15 protein-coding genes are annotated in these 16,007 nt (G+C 74.9%); 14 read left to right on the top strand and 1 reads right to left on the bottom strand.

The window, feature by feature from the left end; all coding sequences use genetic code 11:
- Positions 1-777: helix-turn-helix domain-containing protein (locus E1283_RS15280; protein ID WP_132818584.1), on the bottom strand; the 777-nt coding region annotated here is incomplete at its 3' end.
- Positions 778-897: 120 nt separating this feature from the next.
- Here E1283_RS15280 and E1283_RS15275 point away from each other — a divergent pair.
- The 14 genes from E1283_RS15275 to E1283_RS15210 all read left to right on the top strand — a co-directional run bounded on the left by E1283_RS15275 (position 898) and on the right by E1283_RS15210 (position 15,983).
- Positions 898-1,284: a VOC family protein gene (locus tag E1283_RS15275; RefSeq protein ID WP_132818583.1), complete on the top strand. Its 387-nt coding sequence runs from the start codon at positions 898-900 to the stop codon at positions 1,282-1,284.
- Between the two features lie 28 nt (positions 1,285-1,312).
- Entirely contained in the window at positions 1,313-1,729 is a 417-nt protein-coding gene (locus E1283_RS15270) for an SRPBCC family protein (RefSeq protein ID WP_132818582.1), read from the top strand.
- A gap of 181 nt (positions 1,730-1,910) precedes the next feature.
- Positions 1,911-3,359 (top strand): argininosuccinate synthase, encoded by a 1,449-nt coding sequence (gene argG, locus E1283_RS15265; RefSeq protein WP_132818581.1) that lies wholly within the window; start codon positions 1,911-1,913, stop codon positions 3,357-3,359.
- 250 nt (positions 3,360-3,609) lie between these two features.
- Positions 3,610-4,710: an NADH:flavin oxidoreductase/NADH oxidase gene (locus E1283_RS15260; protein WP_132818580.1), complete on the top strand. Its 1,101-nt coding sequence runs from the start codon at positions 3,610-3,612 to the stop codon at positions 4,708-4,710.
- Between the two features lie 69 nt (positions 4,711-4,779).
- Entirely contained in the window at positions 4,780-5,010 is a 231-nt protein-coding gene (locus E1283_RS15255; protein WP_132818579.1) for a hypothetical protein, read from the top strand.
- A 169-nt stretch (positions 5,011-5,179) separates the two neighbouring features.
- Positions 5,180-6,277, top strand: a complete 1,098-nt coding sequence (locus tag E1283_RS15250) for an ABC transporter substrate-binding protein (RefSeq protein WP_165956125.1) — start codon at positions 5,180-5,182, stop codon at positions 6,275-6,277.
- The gene (locus tag E1283_RS15245) at positions 6,274-7,356 is read left to right on the top strand and encodes an ABC transporter ATP-binding protein (protein ID WP_132818577.1); all 1,083 of its coding nucleotides are present in this window, start codon (positions 6,274-6,276) and stop codon (positions 7,354-7,356) included. Before E1283_RS15250 ends, E1283_RS15245 begins: the two co-directional genes overlap by 4 nt.
- Positions 7,353-8,243 (top strand): ABC transporter permease, encoded by an 891-nt coding sequence (locus tag E1283_RS15240; protein ID WP_132818576.1) that lies wholly within the window; start codon positions 7,353-7,355, stop codon positions 8,241-8,243. The genes E1283_RS15245 and E1283_RS15240 overlap by 4 nt, the downstream gene beginning before the upstream one ends.
- Positions 8,240-9,157 carry an ABC transporter permease gene (locus E1283_RS15235; protein WP_132818575.1) on the top strand — a complete coding sequence of 306 codons (918 nt, stop codon included), beginning with the start codon at positions 8,240-8,242 and terminating at the stop codon, positions 9,155-9,157. Before E1283_RS15240 ends, E1283_RS15235 begins: the two co-directional genes overlap by 4 nt.
- Positions 9,154-11,277 (top strand): hydantoinase/oxoprolinase family protein, encoded by a 2,124-nt coding sequence (locus tag E1283_RS15230; RefSeq protein WP_132818574.1) that lies wholly within the window; start codon positions 9,154-9,156, stop codon positions 11,275-11,277. The genes E1283_RS15235 and E1283_RS15230 overlap by 4 nt, the downstream gene beginning before the upstream one ends.
- On the top strand, positions 11,277-13,241 hold the full coding sequence (locus tag E1283_RS15225) for a hydantoinase B/oxoprolinase family protein (protein WP_132818573.1): 1,965 nt from the start codon (positions 11,277-11,279) through the stop codon (positions 13,239-13,241). Before E1283_RS15230 ends, E1283_RS15225 begins: the two co-directional genes overlap by 1 nt.
- Positions 13,238-14,173, top strand: coding sequence for an LLM class flavin-dependent oxidoreductase (locus tag E1283_RS15220; RefSeq protein WP_132818572.1), 936 nt, complete (start codon positions 13,238-13,240; stop codon positions 14,171-14,173). The genes E1283_RS15225 and E1283_RS15220 overlap by 4 nt, the downstream gene beginning before the upstream one ends.
- Entirely contained in the window at positions 14,170-15,393 is a 1,224-nt protein-coding gene (locus tag E1283_RS15215) for a M20 metallopeptidase family protein (protein ID WP_132818571.1), read from the top strand. The genes E1283_RS15220 and E1283_RS15215 overlap by 4 nt, the downstream gene beginning before the upstream one ends.
- Positions 15,390-15,983 (top strand): TcmI family type II polyketide cyclase, encoded by a 594-nt coding sequence (locus E1283_RS15210; protein ID WP_165956124.1) that lies wholly within the window; start codon positions 15,390-15,392, stop codon positions 15,981-15,983. Before E1283_RS15215 ends, E1283_RS15210 begins: the two co-directional genes overlap by 4 nt.
- Positions 15,984-16,007: the final 24 nt, after the last annotated feature.

Below are 16,007 nucleotides of genomic sequence, written 5' to 3'. Positions count from 1 at the left end.
GCGCAGGGCGGTGGGGGTGTGGCCGAGGTGGTGGCGCAGGGTCCGGGTGAGGTGGGCCTGGTCGGCGTAGCCGAGGTCGGCCGCGAGGGTGCTGAGGCTGGCCTCGCCGGCCTCCAGGCGGTCGAGGGCGCGGCCGATGCGGACCCGGTGGCGGTAGTGGGTCACCGAGACGCCGAGTTCGCGGGGGAAGGCCCGACTGAGCCGGTAGGGGGAGGCGCCGAGGAGTTCGGCGAGGGAGAAGAGCGTGGTCGAGGCCGGGTGCCCGGCGGTGATGGCCTCGCGGGCCGCCGCGACGAGCGCGCGGTCGCGGCCGGCGGGAGTCGCGCCCGGCGCCGGGCGGGCGACGGCGGTCGCCAACAGGGTCAGCAGTTCCTCGCTGGTGGCGTAGTCGACGTCCCCGGAGCGGGCGGCCGCGAGCAGGCGGCGGTGGGCCAGGTCGAGCGGCGGGTCGACGTAGAGCGCCCCCGTCGCGGCCCGGCGTTCTTCGCCGGCGAGGGAGTACCAGAGCCGGGGGGTGACGGTGATCGACGTGCAGTGGTCGCCGCCCGAGGGATGGGCGAAGCTCTCCTCCTCGCCCGGGGTCCCGAGGTAGCCCAGGCTCGCGTCGAGGTCGGTGGCCTTCCCGGCGGCCAGGCGGCGGAAGCGGCCGCGACGCACCAGCACGACGCGGAAGCCGCCGCAGACCTCGGGGGACGACCAGCGGCGGTGATCGCTGTGGCACGCGACGGCGCTGACCTGGAAGTCGGCCCGGGCGGCGACGGGTACGGCGGAGAGCACGGTTCGCACCGTACGCGGCGGGTCCGACAGTCCGACCGCAAGGATGTTCAAGACCGGGACGGGCCGGCCACGGCAGGCTGCTTCCCACCGAAGCCGTGTTCACGATTCAGGAGCCACCTCATGCCCGTCCTCGAACAGCTCACCACCGTCGTCGTCGACTGCGCGGACCCGGCCGCGCTCGCCGAGTTCTACCGGAAGGCCACCGGCTGGGAACTCACGCACAGCGACGCGGACTTCGCCTCCCTCGGTGCGGCCGGCGCCGGCAGCGCGGGGCCGGGGCTGGCCTTCGCCCGCGTCGAGGGGTACCGGGCGCCGCGCTGGCCCGAGGAGAGCGCGCACCTGCACCTCGACTTCACCGTGCCCGACCTGGACCGCGCCGTCACGGAACTGCTCGCCCTCGGTGCCTCCCGGCCGGCTCACCAGCCGGGCGAGGGGCAGTGGGTCGTCCTCACCGACCCCCAGGGGCACGCCTTCTGCCTGGCCCCCGCCGCGACCGCCACCAACTGACCGACCGAGAGAGACCGGAGAACCACCCATGGCGACCGTCCAACGCACCGCCCTGATCGACACCGACCCCGAGGCCCTCTGGGCGGCGATCCGCGACTGGGGGCAGGTCCACCGCAGACTCGCCCCCGGCTTCGTCGTCGACACCCGTGTCGAAGGAGACGTCCGGGTCGTGACCTTCGCGGAGGGCACCGTGGTGCACGAGCTCGTCGTCTCGCTGGACGACGACACGAGGCGCATCGCCTACGCCGTGGTGGGTGGCTCCCTGGAGGTCGTCCACCACCACGCCTCGATGCAGGTGTTCGCCGAGACCGACGGCCGCAGCCGCTTCGTCTGGACCACCGACGTGCGGCCGGACAGCCTGGCGGAGCCCATCGGCGCGATGGTCGACCAGGGGATCCGGGTGATCCGCGGCACGCTGGGCACCGCGGCCGGCCCCACGGCCTGACGCCTCGCGGGGCGGACCCGCCGGCAGGCCGGCGGCGCGGGCGGCGCCGCCGCCCGGCCGTGCCGGCCCGGGGCAGCGAGCCACCACCCAGACCCGCACTACGCGCGGCGATGCCGCGCTACGCGGCGAACCGGTCGATCGCACGTTTGCATGTTCATTCGAGGATGTGCATACTTACGCCATGTCCAAAGTGCTCACCTCCCTGCCTGTCGGCGAGCGCGTCGGGATCGCCTTCTCGGGCGGCCTCGACACCTCGGTAGCGGTCGCCTGGATGCGCGACAAGGGCGCCGTGCCCTGCACGTACACCGCCGACATCGGCCAGTACGACGAGCCCGACATCGCCTCGGTGCCCGGGCGGGCCACGGCGTACGGCGCGGAGGTCGCCCGCCTCGTCGACTGCCGGGCGGCCCTCGTCGAGGAGGGGCTCGCGGCGCTGGCCTGTGGCGCGTTCCACATCCGGTCCGGCGGTCGGGCCTACTTCAACACCACCCCGCTCGGGCGGGCGGTCACCGGCACGCTGCTGGTGCGCGCGATGCTCGAGGACAACGTGCAGATCTGGGGTGACGGCTCGACCTTCAAGGGCAACGACATCGAGCGGTTCTACCGCTACGGCCTGCTCGCCAACCCGTCGCTGCGGATCTACAAGCCGTGGCTCGACGCCGACTTCGTCGGCGAGCTCGGCGGCCGCAAGGAGATGTCGGAGTGGCTGCTGGCCCACGGCCTGCCCTACCGGGACAGCGTGGAGAAGGCGTACTCGACGGACGCCAACATCTGGGGCGCCACCCACGAGGCCAAGGCCCTGGAGCACCTGGACGCGGGTGTCGAGCTCGTCGAGCCGATCATGGGCGTCCGGTTCTGGGACCCGTCCGTCGACATAGCGGCCGAGGACGTCACGATCGGCTTCGAGCAGGGCCGGCCGGTGACCATCAACGGCAAGGAGTTCGCCTCCGCCGTCGACCTGGTGCTCGAGGCCAACGTCATCGGCGGCCGGCACGGCCTCGGCATGTCGGACCAGATCGAGAACCGGATCATCGAGGCCAAGAGCCGGGGCATCTACGAGGCCCCCGGCATGGCGCTGCTGCACGCGGCCTACGAGCGGCTGGTCAACGCGATCCACAACGAGGACACGCTGGCCGCCTACCACGCCGAGGGGCGGCGGCTCGGCCGGCTGATGTACGAGGGGCGCTGGCTCGACCCGCAGGCGCTGATGCTGCGCGAGTCGCTGCAGCGCTGGGTCGGCACCGCCGTCACGGGCGAGGTCACCCTGCGGCTGCGCCGCGGCGAGGACTACTCGATCCTCGACACCACCGGGCCGGCGTTCAGCTACCACCCGGACAAGCTGTCCATGGAGCGCACCGAGGACGCGGCCTTCGGCCCGCTGGACCGGATCGGCCAGCTGACCATGCGCAACCTCGACATCGCCGACTCCCGCGCCAAGCTGGAGCAGTACGCCGGCCTCGGCATGGTCGGCAGCACCCAGCCGGCGCTGATCGGCGCCGCGCAGGCCGCCGCCACCGGGCTGATCGGCGCCATGCCGCAGGGCGCCTCCGAGGCGATCGCCTCGGACGGCACGCCCTCGGCCGACGACCAGCTGCTCGACCGCGCCGCGATGGAGTTCGGCGCTGACTGACCCCCGGCCGTCGCCCCGGCTCAGCCCACCGCGGCCGGGGCGACGCGGGCGCGCCGCCGCCAGTAGGCGATGCGGAGCGCCGCCGGAACCACCGCGGCCGATGTGGGCACCGGCCGGCCGCCCGGGACGGGTGTCCAGCGGTGGACGACCCGGCGCCGGCTTCGGGAATCCTCATAGTTTGACAGGTGTCGTACTACCGTCGCTATCGTACTGACTGTCGGTTCGTGCCACGCCACCCCGAGGAATCCCCATGAGCCAGCTGTTCACGCCCTTCACGCTGCGGTCGCTGACGATCCCCAACCGCGTGTGGATGTCCCCGATGTGCATGTACTCGGCCGCCGGCGAGGGGCCGGAGACCGGGGTGCCCACGGACTTCCACCTCGCCCACCTGGCGAGCCGGGCCGCGGGCGGCGCCGGCCTGGTGATGGTCGAGGCCACCGGAGTGCGTCCCGACGGCCGGATCAGCCCCCACGACCTCGGGCTGTGGAACGACCGGCAGCAGGCGGCGCTCGCCCGGATCGCCGAGGCCGTCCGCGCGCACGGCGCGGTGCCCGCGATCCAGCTGGCTCATGCCGGCCGCAAGGCGTCGAGCGACCGGCCCTGGCTCGGCGGCGGCCACGTCCCCGGGTCGGCGGGCGGCTGGCCCACGGTGGCGCCGAGCGCGGTGCCCTTCGGCGACCGGCCGGCCCCTCGGGAGCTCACCGAGCCGGAGATCCAGCGGCTGGTGCGCGACTTCGCCGAGGCCGCGGAGCGCGCCCTCGCCGCCGGCTTCCAGGTGGTCGAGGTGCACGGCGCCCACGGCTACCTCATCAACTCCTTCCTCTCGCCGGTCGCCAACCACCGCACCGACGCGTACGGCGGCGACTTCGAGAACCGGCTGCGGTTCCCGCTCCAGGTGGTGGACGCGGTGCGCGCGGTCTGGCCGGACGAGTTGCCGGTCTTCTTCCGCACCTCGGCCACCGACTGGCTGAGCGAGCACCCGGGTGACGACCGCGAGGGGTGGACCGGGGACGACACCGTGCGGCTGGCCAAGGAGCTCCAGGCGCACGGCGTCGACCTGCTCGACGTGTCGAGCGGCGGCATGGTCCCCGACGCGAAGGTCCCCACCGGGCCGGGCTACCAGGTGCCGTTCGCCGCCCGGGTGCGCGCCGAGGTGGGGCTGCCCACCGGTGCCGTTGGCCTGGTCCGCGAGCCCGCGCAGGCCGAGGAGATCGTCGCGGCCGGCCAGGCGGACGCGGTCCTGCTCGGCCGGCAGTTGCTGCGCGAGCCCTACTGGGCGCACCGCGCCGCCGCCGAACTCGGCGACCGGCCCGCCTGGCCCGAGCCGTACGGCTACGCCGTCAACCGGTAACCCCCGGGGGAACCGCCAGAAGCGGGTCGGCTCGCGCGGGGTGCGGCGCTCCTCCGGGGCCGTGACCTGTTGGCCGACTTCGGGCCCCATGTCGGCCCGCTGTTCGGGCGCTTCGGTGCCGAGCCGGCCAACCGGGAGTCGGCGCACGTCGTCCACGACCTGATGTGCGACGACCGCGCGTACACGACGTTCGCCCGCGACCTGCTCGAACACCGTTGCCGCTCCCCGGTGCCGCGCGCCCTGCCTGCGGCGCGCGGGCGCGCCAGCATCGCTCCCTATGGGGCGATATGGGCGGATTGATTGTTGCTGGTTGTTTCGCTCGCATGAAATCTTCATCCGACGGATGTTCGTATGCGGCTTCGTATGCGAACCTGCGTGCAGTGAATGCACGCCCGGCCGCGCCGACCCCACTCCGCGCGTCGTCCGGGGCGCTGGCCCCGTCGTGGAAGAGGGAGAGCGAGGTATCGCCATGACGCACATGAGTCGCCGCGCCATACTGCGAGGCGCCGGAGCCGCCGGTCTCGGCCTGCTGGGAAGCCAGTTCCTCGCCGCCTGCGGGGCACCCGGCGGGTCGAGCGGCGGGAAGACCGAGCTCACCCTGTTCCACTGGGCCGGCGCCCAGGGCGAGGTACCCCGGGAGATCGGCGAGTCCTTCGGCGAACGCGAGGGCGTCACCGTCACGTTCATCGAGGGCACCAACGCCGACACCTTCCCCAGGCTGGTCTCCTCGGTACAGGTCAACGCCGACGACCCGCTGCTCAACCTCGGGTTCTTCAACGCCCAGAGCTTCGCGCAGGGCGCCGCCCAGGACCTGTGGGTGCCGGTCGACGACAGCCAGGTGCCCAACGTGGCCAGGGTGCTGCCCGACTACCGCACCGCCGACGGCCTCGGCGCCTACACGGTGATGGACGCGATGGGCATCCTCTACAACACCGAGGCCGTGCCCGAGCCGCCCAGATCCTGGATGGACCTGTTCGACCCCGCCTACCGCGGCCGGGTCACCACCTGGGACGCGCCGGCGTTCAGCGTCAACGCCGTGCCCGTCGTCAACCGGGTCCAGGGCGGCACGGAGGACGACCTGTCCGCCGGGCTCGACGTCTTCGCCGAGGCGGCCAGGGCCGGGCAGTTCTCCGGCCTGATCGGCTCCATCGACCAACTCCGCCGCCAGCTCGTCAGCGGCGAGGTGGTCGTCGCTCCCGGCTTCCAGGGCGTCGCCCAGCCCTGGATCGACGAGGGCGACCCGATCGGCTTCGCGATACCCGACGAGGGCGTGATGGCCTTCCCCGAGGGTTTCCAGCTCGTCGCGGGCTCGACCGAGGCCCAACTCGACGCCGCCAGGCGGCTGATGAACGAGATCCTCGACCCCGAGGCCGTCACCCGCTACAGCGCCGCCACCGCCACCATCCCGCTGATCGACGGCGCCGAGCTGCCCGAGGCGTTCCGCGACAAGCCCAGCTTCCAGCTGGCGACGGTCGAGTCGGCGGTCCGGCTCGACTGGGCGGCCCTCGTCGGCGGCATCGAGGCCGCCACCGACCAGTGGAACCGTGACGTGAAGGCGCACCTGTGAGCGTGCCGGCGCTGCACGCCGACGGCGTCTCCAAGTGGTTCGACGGGCGGCGGGTGTTGGACGCCGTCGACATCGAGGTGCGCGAGGGTGAGTTCTTCTCGCTGCTCGGCCCCTCCGGCTGCGGCAAGACCACCGCGCTGCGCATCGTCGCCGGCCTCGACGCGCCCGACGAAGGGCGGGTCTCGATCAACGGCACCGACGTCACCAGGACCCCGGCCCATCGGCGGCCCACCAACCTGGTCTTCCAACAGGGCGCGCTCTTCCCGCACCTGAGCGTCTTCGACAACGTGGCCTTCGGGCTGCGGACCGAGAAGACCGCCAAGCGGGAGATCGCCGGCCGGGTCGAGGAACTGCTGGACGTCGTCGGCATGGCGGAGTTCGCCGGCCGGGCGCCCGGCACCCTCTCCGGCGGCCAGCGCCAGCGCGTCGCGATGGCCCGCGCCCTGGTCAGGCGGCCCCAGGTGCTGCTGCTCGACGAGCCGTTGAGCGCCCTCGACCTCGGCCTCCAGCTGCGGATGCGCCGCGAGCTGCGTGCCCTCCAGCGGCGCACCGGCACCGCGTTCGTCTGCGTCACCCACAACCAGGCCGAGGCGATGGAGATATCGGACCGCATCGCCGTGCTCAACGCCGGCCGGGTGGAGCAGACGGGCACCGCCCGCGAGCTCTACCACACGCCGGCCAGCCGCTTCGTCGCCGAGTTCATCGGCGAGAACAACCTGTTCGCCGGCGCCACCGCGGACGGCCTGACGCTGCCGGCCGACCACGACGGGCTGCTCGCCGTGCGGCCCGAGTCCTTCCGGCTCGCCGCCGCCGACGACGCGGCGTCGGTCGGCACGGCCACGGTCCGCTCCGCCGGATTCCTCGGGCCCCGGCTGCGGGTGGTGCTGGAGACCGCCACCGGCCGCGAGGTGCTGGTGGACGCCGAGGCCGGCGCCACCACGGCGGCGGTCGGCGAGCGGGTCGGCCTGGCCGTGGCCGCCGCCCAGGTCGCCGTGGTGCCGGAGACCGCGGTGCCGGAGGCCGCGGTGCCGGAGGCCGGGCTGCCGGAGGAAGGCGCGGTCCGGGAGGCCGCCTCGTGACAGGGCACGACAAGGCCCAGCCCCCCGCCCCGGTGGCCGCCCGGCGCCGGCGACTGATCGCCTACGCCCTGGTCGCGCCAGGCACCGCCTACCTGCTCCTCGTCTTCTGCTCGGTGATCCTGCTGCTGTTCTCCTACAGCTTCCGCACCGAGCGCAGCAGCCGCCTCTTCGCCCCGTTCTCCACCGAGACCTGGTCCCAGGCGCTCGGCGACGACTACCAGTTGGGCGTGCTGTGGACCACGCTCCGCGTCGGCGTCGTCGTCACCGTGCTCACCGTCGCCCTCGCCTACCCCGTCGCCTGGTGCCTGTACCGGGTGCGGCGCTGGTGGGTGCGCGGCCTGCTCGGCTTCGTGATCTTCTCCCCGATCCTGGTCAGCGTCGTGGTGCGCTCCTACGGCTGGATGCTGCTGCTCAGCCCCGGCGGGCTGCTCGCCGGGCCCCTCGACGGCTGGCTCTACCACGAGCCGGGCGTGATCCTGGCCCTCGTCCACGTGGAACTGCCGTTCGCCGTCGTGCCGTTGCTCGCCGCGCTGCGCACCCTGCCGCCCGGCGTGCTGGAGGCCGCCGCCGACCTCGGCGCCTCGCCGGCCCGCCGGCTCCGCTCGGTGCTGCTGCCGCTCACCCTGCCCGGCATCGTCGCGGCCGCCCAACTGGTGTTCGCGCTCACCGTCAGCGCCTTCGCCACCCCGGCGCTGCTCGGCGGCGGCCGGGTCACCGTGCTCTCCCAGTCCGTCTACCAGAACATCCAGCAGCTCAACTGGCCGCTCGCCGCCGTGCAGGCGCTCCTGCTGCTGGCCGTCGCCCTCGTGGTGCTCAGCGTGTTCAACCGGCTCAGCCGGCTGGTCGACGTCCGGCAACGCCGCGACCGGAAGGGGACGATCGCATGACGAGCCGCACGACGAGCCGCCTGACAGGTCGCCTGACGGGTCGCCCGACCGGCACCGGGCTCGGCGCCGCCGCCCGCGGCGTCTTCCTCACCCTGACCGCCGGCTTCGTGCTGCTGCCGCTCGCCGTCGTCGTGCTGTCGTCGTTCAGCGCCGACGAGGTCGCGGACGGCGGCTGGCCCAACGGATGGAGCCTCCGCTGGTTCCGGGAGGCCCTGGAGTACGAGCCGTTCCGCGTCGGCCTCGCCTACTCGCTGCAGGTCGCCGCCCTCGCCACCGCCATCTCCCTGGCCGTCGGCGCCGCGGCCGCCTACGCCATCGCCCGCTACCGCTTCCCCGGCGCCGCCCTGTTGCGCGCGGTGTTCGTGATGCCGCTCAGCCTGCCCCGGGTGGTCACCGGCTTCTGCCTCTTCGTGCTCTACGCCTCGCTCTTCCCCACCGCCTACGGCACGGTCGGCGGCATCGCCTTCGCGCACTGCCTGCTGCTCCTCCCGTTCGTCGTCTCGGTGTTGGGCGCCGCGCTCGCCGGCCTCGACCCGGCGCTCGAGGAGGCGGCGCGCGACCTGGGCGCCTCGCCGCCACGCGCCTTCCTGCGGATCACGCTGCCGCAGATCAGGCCCGCGCTGATCGCGGCCGCCGTGTTCGCGTTCATCACCTCGTTCGACGAGGTCGACACCTCCGTCTTCCTGATGCCGGCCGATCAGACCACCCTGCCCGTCGCGGTGTTCCTCCGCCTCGAACAGCAACAGGACCCCACCGTCACCGCCATGTCCAGCCTGCTGATCGCCGGCTCCCTGCTGCTCGCGGCCGCCGCCGCGCTCGCCGCGCGCGGCGTCGGCGCCGCGCTGGTGGCCCGCGAGGCCGGCACCGGTGAACCCGGGGAGCCGAAGGAAACGAGAGGAGAACGGACCGCGTGACCAGCACCCAGGCAGCCCGGCCGCGGATCGGCGTCGACGTCGGCGGCACCTTCACCGACGTCGTCCTCACCACGGCGGACGGCGCCGTGCACCCCGCCAAGGTGCCGTCGGACGCCGCCCGCCCGGCCGCCGCCGTCGTCCGGGCCGTCACCGAGGTCCTGCGTCGGCACGACATCGCCGCCGAGGACGTCGAGTACTTCGCGCACGGCCAGACGTTCGCCCTCAACACCGTGCTCCAGCGCGCCGGCGCCCGCACCGGGCTGCTGGTCACCGCCGGCTTCCCCGACCTCCTCGACATCGGGCGGCTCCGGCTGCGCGACCCCATCGACTTCTTCGCCGCGCCCGCGCACCCGCTCGCCGACCGGCGCGACGTCCGCGAGATACCCGAACGGGTCCGCGCCGACGGCACCGTCGAACTCCCGCTGGACGAACGGGCGTTGCTGGACGCCGTCGCCGACCTCAGGGCGAGCGGGGTGACGGCGTTGGCCGTCTGCTTCCTGCACGCGCACGCCCACCCGGCCCACGAGCGGCGCGCCGTCGAACTCGTCCGCGCCGCCCACCCCGATCTCGTGGTCGCCGGCTCGGCCGAACTCTGGCCCGAGGAGAAGGAGTTCGAACGGGCCACGGTCGCCGTCCTCGCCGCGCACGTCGCCGGCCTGCTCGGCGGCTACCTCGCCGACCTCACCGAGCGGCTGCGCGCCGCCGGGCTTCGCTGCCCGGTGCACATCACCAAGTCCAACGGCGGCGTCATGTCCGTGACCGGTGGCGCGCACCGCGGGAACGAGAGCGACGCGGACGGCCGAGCGCCGCTGCGCGCCGCCGTGGAGACCCTGCTGTCCGGCCCCGCCGCCGGCGTCGCCGGCGCGGTGCGGCTCGCCGCCGCCGCCGGCGTGGACCGGCTGATCACCATGGACATGGGCGGCACCAGCGTCGACTGCACCATCGTCGACGGCGCCGTGCCCTACTCCACCGACTCCGCACTCGGCGACTTCCCGCTGCTCATCCCCGCCATCGAGATCGACTCGATCGGCGCCGGCGGCGGCTCCGTCGCCCACCTCGACGCCTCCGGGGTGCTCAAGGTCGGCCCCCGCAGCGCCGGCGCCCAACCGGGCCCCGCCTGCTACGGGCGCGGCGGCACCGAACCCACCCTCACCGACGCCTACGTCGTCTGCGGCCACCTCGCCCCCGAGGCCCCTGAGAACTCAGAAAGCTTCGCCGACGGCGCCGTCACCATCGACCCCGAGGCCGCCCGCGCCGCGTTCCGCCCGCTCGCCGACCGGCTCGGCCTCGACGTCCGGCAGGCGGCCGCCGCCACCATCGACGTGGCGACCGCGATGACCCACGCCCGGCTCCTGCCGCTGCTCGCCCGCCGCGGCGTCGACCCGGGCGCCACCCACCTCGTCGCCTACGGCGGCGCCGGGCCCGTCCAGGCCGTGGCGCTGGCCCGCGCCCTCGCCGTCCCCCGGGTACTGGTGCCCTGGTCGCCCGGCACGCTCTGCGCCTTCGGCGCCCTGGTCAGCGGCCTGCGGCAGGACCTCGTCACCTCCGTCGGCGAGACCACCGCGACCCTCGACGACACCCGCCTCGAAACCGCCTGGAAGGACCTCACCGAGCGGGCCCTCGCCTGGTACGCGGAGCAGGACGCCACCCTCCACACGACCGTCACCACCCGCCGCTGGGCCGACGTGCAGCGCGCCGGCCAGTCCTTCACCCTCCCCGTCGTGCTGCCCGACGACGCCCCCGCCACCGTCGCCGAGCTGCGCCGCGGCTTCGCCGCCGCCTACCACGCCGCCTACGGCGTCGACGCCTCGGCCGCCGAACTCGACGTCCGCAACCTGCGGCTCACCCTCACCGCCGACGCCGCCTCGCCCCCGTTGCCCAGCGCCACCGCGACCGGCGGCGCCGCGCCGCGCCCGCACCGGCTCTACGAGAACGGTGCCGAGGTGGCCGCCGTCAAGGTCGCGCGCGCCGACCTCCCGGCCGGCGCCACCCTCGCCGGGCCGGCCGTCATCGCCGCGCCCGACACCACCGTCTACGTGCCGGGCGGCGCGGTCGCACGCGTCGACCCGGCCGGCAACCTGCTGATCGACACCGGCGTCGCCCGGGGAGAGGCCGGCTGATGCGCAGCTCACCCGTCACCCTGGAGATCCTCACCCACCGACTCACCGCCGTGGTCGAGGAGATGGCGGAGACCATCCGCCGCACCAGCTTCAGCGTCTTCGTCAAGCAGACCGCCGACTTCGGCACCTGCCTGGTGACCCCGCGCGGCGAGGTGTTCGCCGCCCCACGCACCATCTCGGGCAACCTGATGATCGGCATCCCGGCCGCCACCGCCATCGCCTCGCTCGCGCCCTACGCGCCGGGCGACGTCGGCATCAGCAACGACCCGGACGGCACCGGCGGCCTGGTCACCCACCTGCCCGACGTGTGGCTGTGGGCGCCGCTGTACGCCGAGGGCCGGATCATCGCCTACGCCTTCAGCTTCGTGCACGCCTCCGACATCGGCGGCGACGTACCGGGCTCCATCTCCTGGCACCACACCGACATCCACCAGGAGGGGCTGCTCATCCCGCCCGCCAAGCTCCGCGAGGGCGGCCGGCTCAACGAGGCGCTGCTGCGCACCGCGGTCGCCAACACCCGGGTGCCCGAGGAGAACCGGGGCGACATCGAGGCCCAGCTCGCCGGGCTCGCCACCGCGCAGCGCCGCATCGACGAGATCACCGCCACCTTCGGCGCCGCCGCCGTCACCGACGCCGTCGAGGACCTGCTGGACGAGGCCGAGCGGCGCGCCACCGGGATCCTGCGGGGCTTCGGCGACGGCAGCCACCGCTTCGTCGACTACGTCGAGGGGCTGCGCGCCGAGGGCCGGCCGGCCGGGACCGGCGAGGTGCTGGTGCCGCCCACCCGGCTGGCGGTGGAGCTGACCCTGACCGACGGCCGGCCCCACCTGTCGTTCCAGGGCACCTCGCCGCAGGTCGCCGAGGCCATCAACCTGCCGACCGGCGGCGAACCCGGCCACTACATGCTGGTGTTCGCGCTGGTCAACTACCTGGTGTCGCGCGACCCCGGCATCCCCTACAACTCCGGCCTGGTGCGCGCCGTCACCGCCGACCTGCCGCCGGGATCCATCGTCAACCCGGGCCCCGGCGCCACCTGCGGGGTCCGTGCCGCGGTCTTCTTCCGCATCATGGACTGCGTCCTCGGCTGCCTCGCCCAGGCCGCGCCCGACGCCGCCCTCGCCACCGGCTCGGGCGCCGTCGCCATCGCCACCGTCGCGCACACCGACCCGACGACCGGACGCCGGCACGTCGCCGTGGGGCAGCCGCTCACCGGCGGCTCCGGCGGCCGGCCCGGGCTCGACGGACTGCACGGCACCAGCTACACCGGCGGCTGGCTGCGCAACGTGCCCAACGAACTGCTCGAACAGGACGTCCCCGTGCTGGTCGAGGAGTACCGCTACCGCCCCGACTCCGCAGGGCCTGGCCGCCATCCGGGCGGCGCCGGCATCGTGCTCCAACTCCGCGCGCTGGCCGACGGGGTGACGCTGGCCGTGCGCGGCATGGAGCGGCTGGAGTTCCAGCCCTGGGGCGTCGCCGGCGGGCTGCCCGGCGCGCCGGGGCGCGCCGTGCTCAACCCGGGCACCCCGGGGGAGCGCGAGCTCGGCCGGGTCAACGTTCTCGAACTGGCCGCCGGCGACGTGCTGCGGGTGGAGACCGCGGGCGGCGGCGGCCTCGGCGACCCGGCCGAGCGGCCGGCCGCCGACGTCGCCCGCGACCAGGCACGCGGCCTGCTGACCGAGGACGCGGCGCGGCGCGCCTACGACGTCGACGCCGCCCCGACGCGCGCCGGCCGCGGCCTGTTCGACGTCGGCCCGGCGCGCCGGGCCCACGAGGCGCGCTGGCCACCACCTCTCCAGGAGCGGCTGATCGCCGCCCTCGACGCGCTGCCGCCCGCCCGGCGGCCCGCCGCCTACCGCCGCGCCTACCTCGCGGCCGAGCGGGCCGCCGGCACCGGGCCCATCACCGACGCGTTCCTGGCCGCCGCCCTGCGCGCCGTCATCGACCAGAAGGAAACCCGCTCGTGACCGCACCGACCCCGCTCCGCTTCGGCCTGATGACCTACGAGGCCGCGCCCTGGGACGAACTCACCGCCCGCTGGCGGGCGTTCGAGCGGCAGGGCTGGGACGCCCTGTGGGCCGGCGACCACCTGTGGAGCGACCTGGCCGACGACGGCACCACCTCCCGGCCCCGGTTCGACGCGTGGCTGCTGGCCGCCGGCATCGCCGCCGCCACCGAACGCGTCACCGTGGGCACCCTGGTCAGCGCCTTCCCGCTGCGCAACCCGGCCGTGCTCGCCAAGCAGGCCATCACCCTGGACCACCTGTCCGGCGGCCGGTTCGTCACCGGGATCGGCGCCGGCGGCAACCCACGGGACCACGCGGTGGCCGGCGCCGACAGCTGGGAGCCGGCCGAACGCGCCGCCCGCTTCGGCGAGTACGCCACGGTCGTGCGCGGCATGCTCGACCAGGACCGCTTCGACTTCGCCGGCGACCACTACCGGGTCGAGGGCGCCGTCCGCGCCCCCGCGCCCCTCGCCGCCCCGCGCCCGCCGCTGCTGGTCGCCGCCCACCTGGAGTCCACCCTCACGGTGGCCGCCCGGCACGCCGACGTCTGGAGCAGCTACGGCTCGCTCTTCTCCCAACTCCGGCGCGGCGTCCGGCTCACCGAGGCGGAGAGCGTGCGACTCACCGCCCGCCGGGGCCGCCTCCTCGACGAGCACGCCGAGCGCGCCGGCCGCGACCCGGCGACCATCCGGAAGACCTTCATGGCCGGCTTCACCGAGGACGCGCCGTTCGAGAGCGTCGAGCGCTTCCGGGACTTCGTCGGCCGCTATGCCACCATCGGCATCACCGAGTTCATGTTCCCCTTCCCCCTCCAGGGCCGGCACCGGGACGGCGTCTTCGAGGAGGTCGTGGCGCGCGTGCTGCCCGCCCTGCGGACCGGGGAGGCGCCGTGACCGGCGCGCCCACGGCCGCCGAGGCCGCCGCCCTCGGGCCCGAACTCGTCGCGCTGCGCCGCGCGTTGCACGCCACGCCCGAGGTCGGGCTGCGGCTGCCGGCCACGCGGCGGGCCGTGCTCGACGCGCTCGACGCACTCACCCGAGGGGCCGGGGACGCGCTGACCGTGCACACCGGCCGGGCCCTCGACTCCGTCGTCGCGGTGCTGCACGGCGCCCGGCCGGGCCCCGTGGTCCTGCTGCGCGGCGACATGGACGCGCTGCCGGTGCGGGAGCGCACCGGGCTGCCGTTCGCCGCCGAGGGCGACGCCATGCACGCCTGCGGCCACGACCTGCACACCGCCGGACTCGTCGGCGCCGCCCGCCTGTTGGCCGCCCGCCGCGACCACATGGCCGGCTCCGTGGTGCTGATGTTCCAACCGGGCGAGGAGGGCTACGACGGCGCCGGGTTGATGCTCGACGAGGGCCTGCTCGACGCCGCGGGACGGCCGGTCGACTCCGCCTACGCGCTGCACGTGGTCGCCGACCTGCCCGCCGGCCGCTGCTACACCCGCCCCGGGCCCGTGATGTCCTCCTACGGCGTCCTGGACGCCACCGTCACCGGCCGCGGCGGCCACGGCGGCCGCCCGCACGAGGCGCTCGACCCCATCCCGCCCGCCACCGAGGCGGCCCTCGCCCTCACCACCTACGTCGCCCGCCGCTTCGACGCCTTCGACCCGGTGGTGGTCACGGTCGGCGAGTTCCACGCCGGCACCGCGCCCAACGTCGTCCCCGACTCGGCCCGGTTCCGCGCCGGCGTCCGCACCTTCACCGACGTCGCCACCAGGCGCGTCGCGGCCGAACTCCCGTCCCTGGTGCGGGGGATCGCCGCCGCGCACGGCGCCGAGGCGGACGTCACCTTCCGCACCGTGCTGCCCGCCACCGTCAACGACCCGCACCACGCGGAGCTGTTCGCCCGCACCGCCGCCGAACTCTTCGGCGCCGACGCCTACCAGGAGCTGCCGCGCCCCCGGATGGGCTCCGAGGACTTCTCCCGCGTCCTCGCCCGGGTGCCCGGCGCCTACGGCTACCTCGGCGCCGCCCCCGCCGGCGTCGACCACCCGGCCGGCAACCACGCGCCCACCGCCGTCTTCGACGACTCCGTCCTGCCCGCCGCCGCCCGGCTGCTGGCCGCGCTCGCCTGGCGGCACGTCGGGCCCTCACCCAGGAGCACCCCGTGACGACCCACCCGCAGCCCACCGCCACCACCGCCAGCACCGCCACCGGGACGGCCGCCATCGGGACCGCCGGCTGTACCGGCGCCGCCGCCGGCCGGGGCGCCGACCTCCTGGTGGACGCCCTGGTCGCCGGCGGCGTCACCACCCTCTTCGGTGTCCCAGGCGACACCGGCGTCGTCTTCTACGACGCGCTCCACCAGCGGGCCGACGCGCTCCGCCACGTCCTCGCCCGCGACGAGCGGCACGCCGCGGCCATGGCCGACGCCTACGCCCGCGCCGGCAACCGGGTCGGCGTCGTCGAGGTGTCGAGCGGCGGCGGCACCACCTACGCCGTCGGCGGCCTCGGCGAGGCCTACGCGGCCGGCGTCCCGGTGCTGCTGATCACCTCCGACATCCACTCCGCCAGCCGCGACACCGGCGCCCTCACCGAGATCGACCAGACGGCGCTGTTCTCCGCCGTCACCAAGTGGACCCGGCGCGCCGAACGCGCCGCCGACCTCCGGCCCTACATCGACCCCTACGACCCGCAGACGTGGCGGTCGCCGGCCGACGCCATGGCACGTCGCTTCTACCACTGGGCACCGTCCGCCTGACGACCCCTCGGGTCGCATCCCAGA

The organism is Streptomyces hainanensis, from assembly GCF_004348415.1.
GTDB classification, from domain to species: Bacteria; Actinomycetota; Actinomycetes; order Streptomycetales; family Streptomycetaceae; genus Streptomyces; species Streptomyces hainanensis.
The sequence above is the reverse complement of the archived record's forward strand: the minus strand, read 5'-3'. Positions and strand labels throughout refer to the sequence as shown.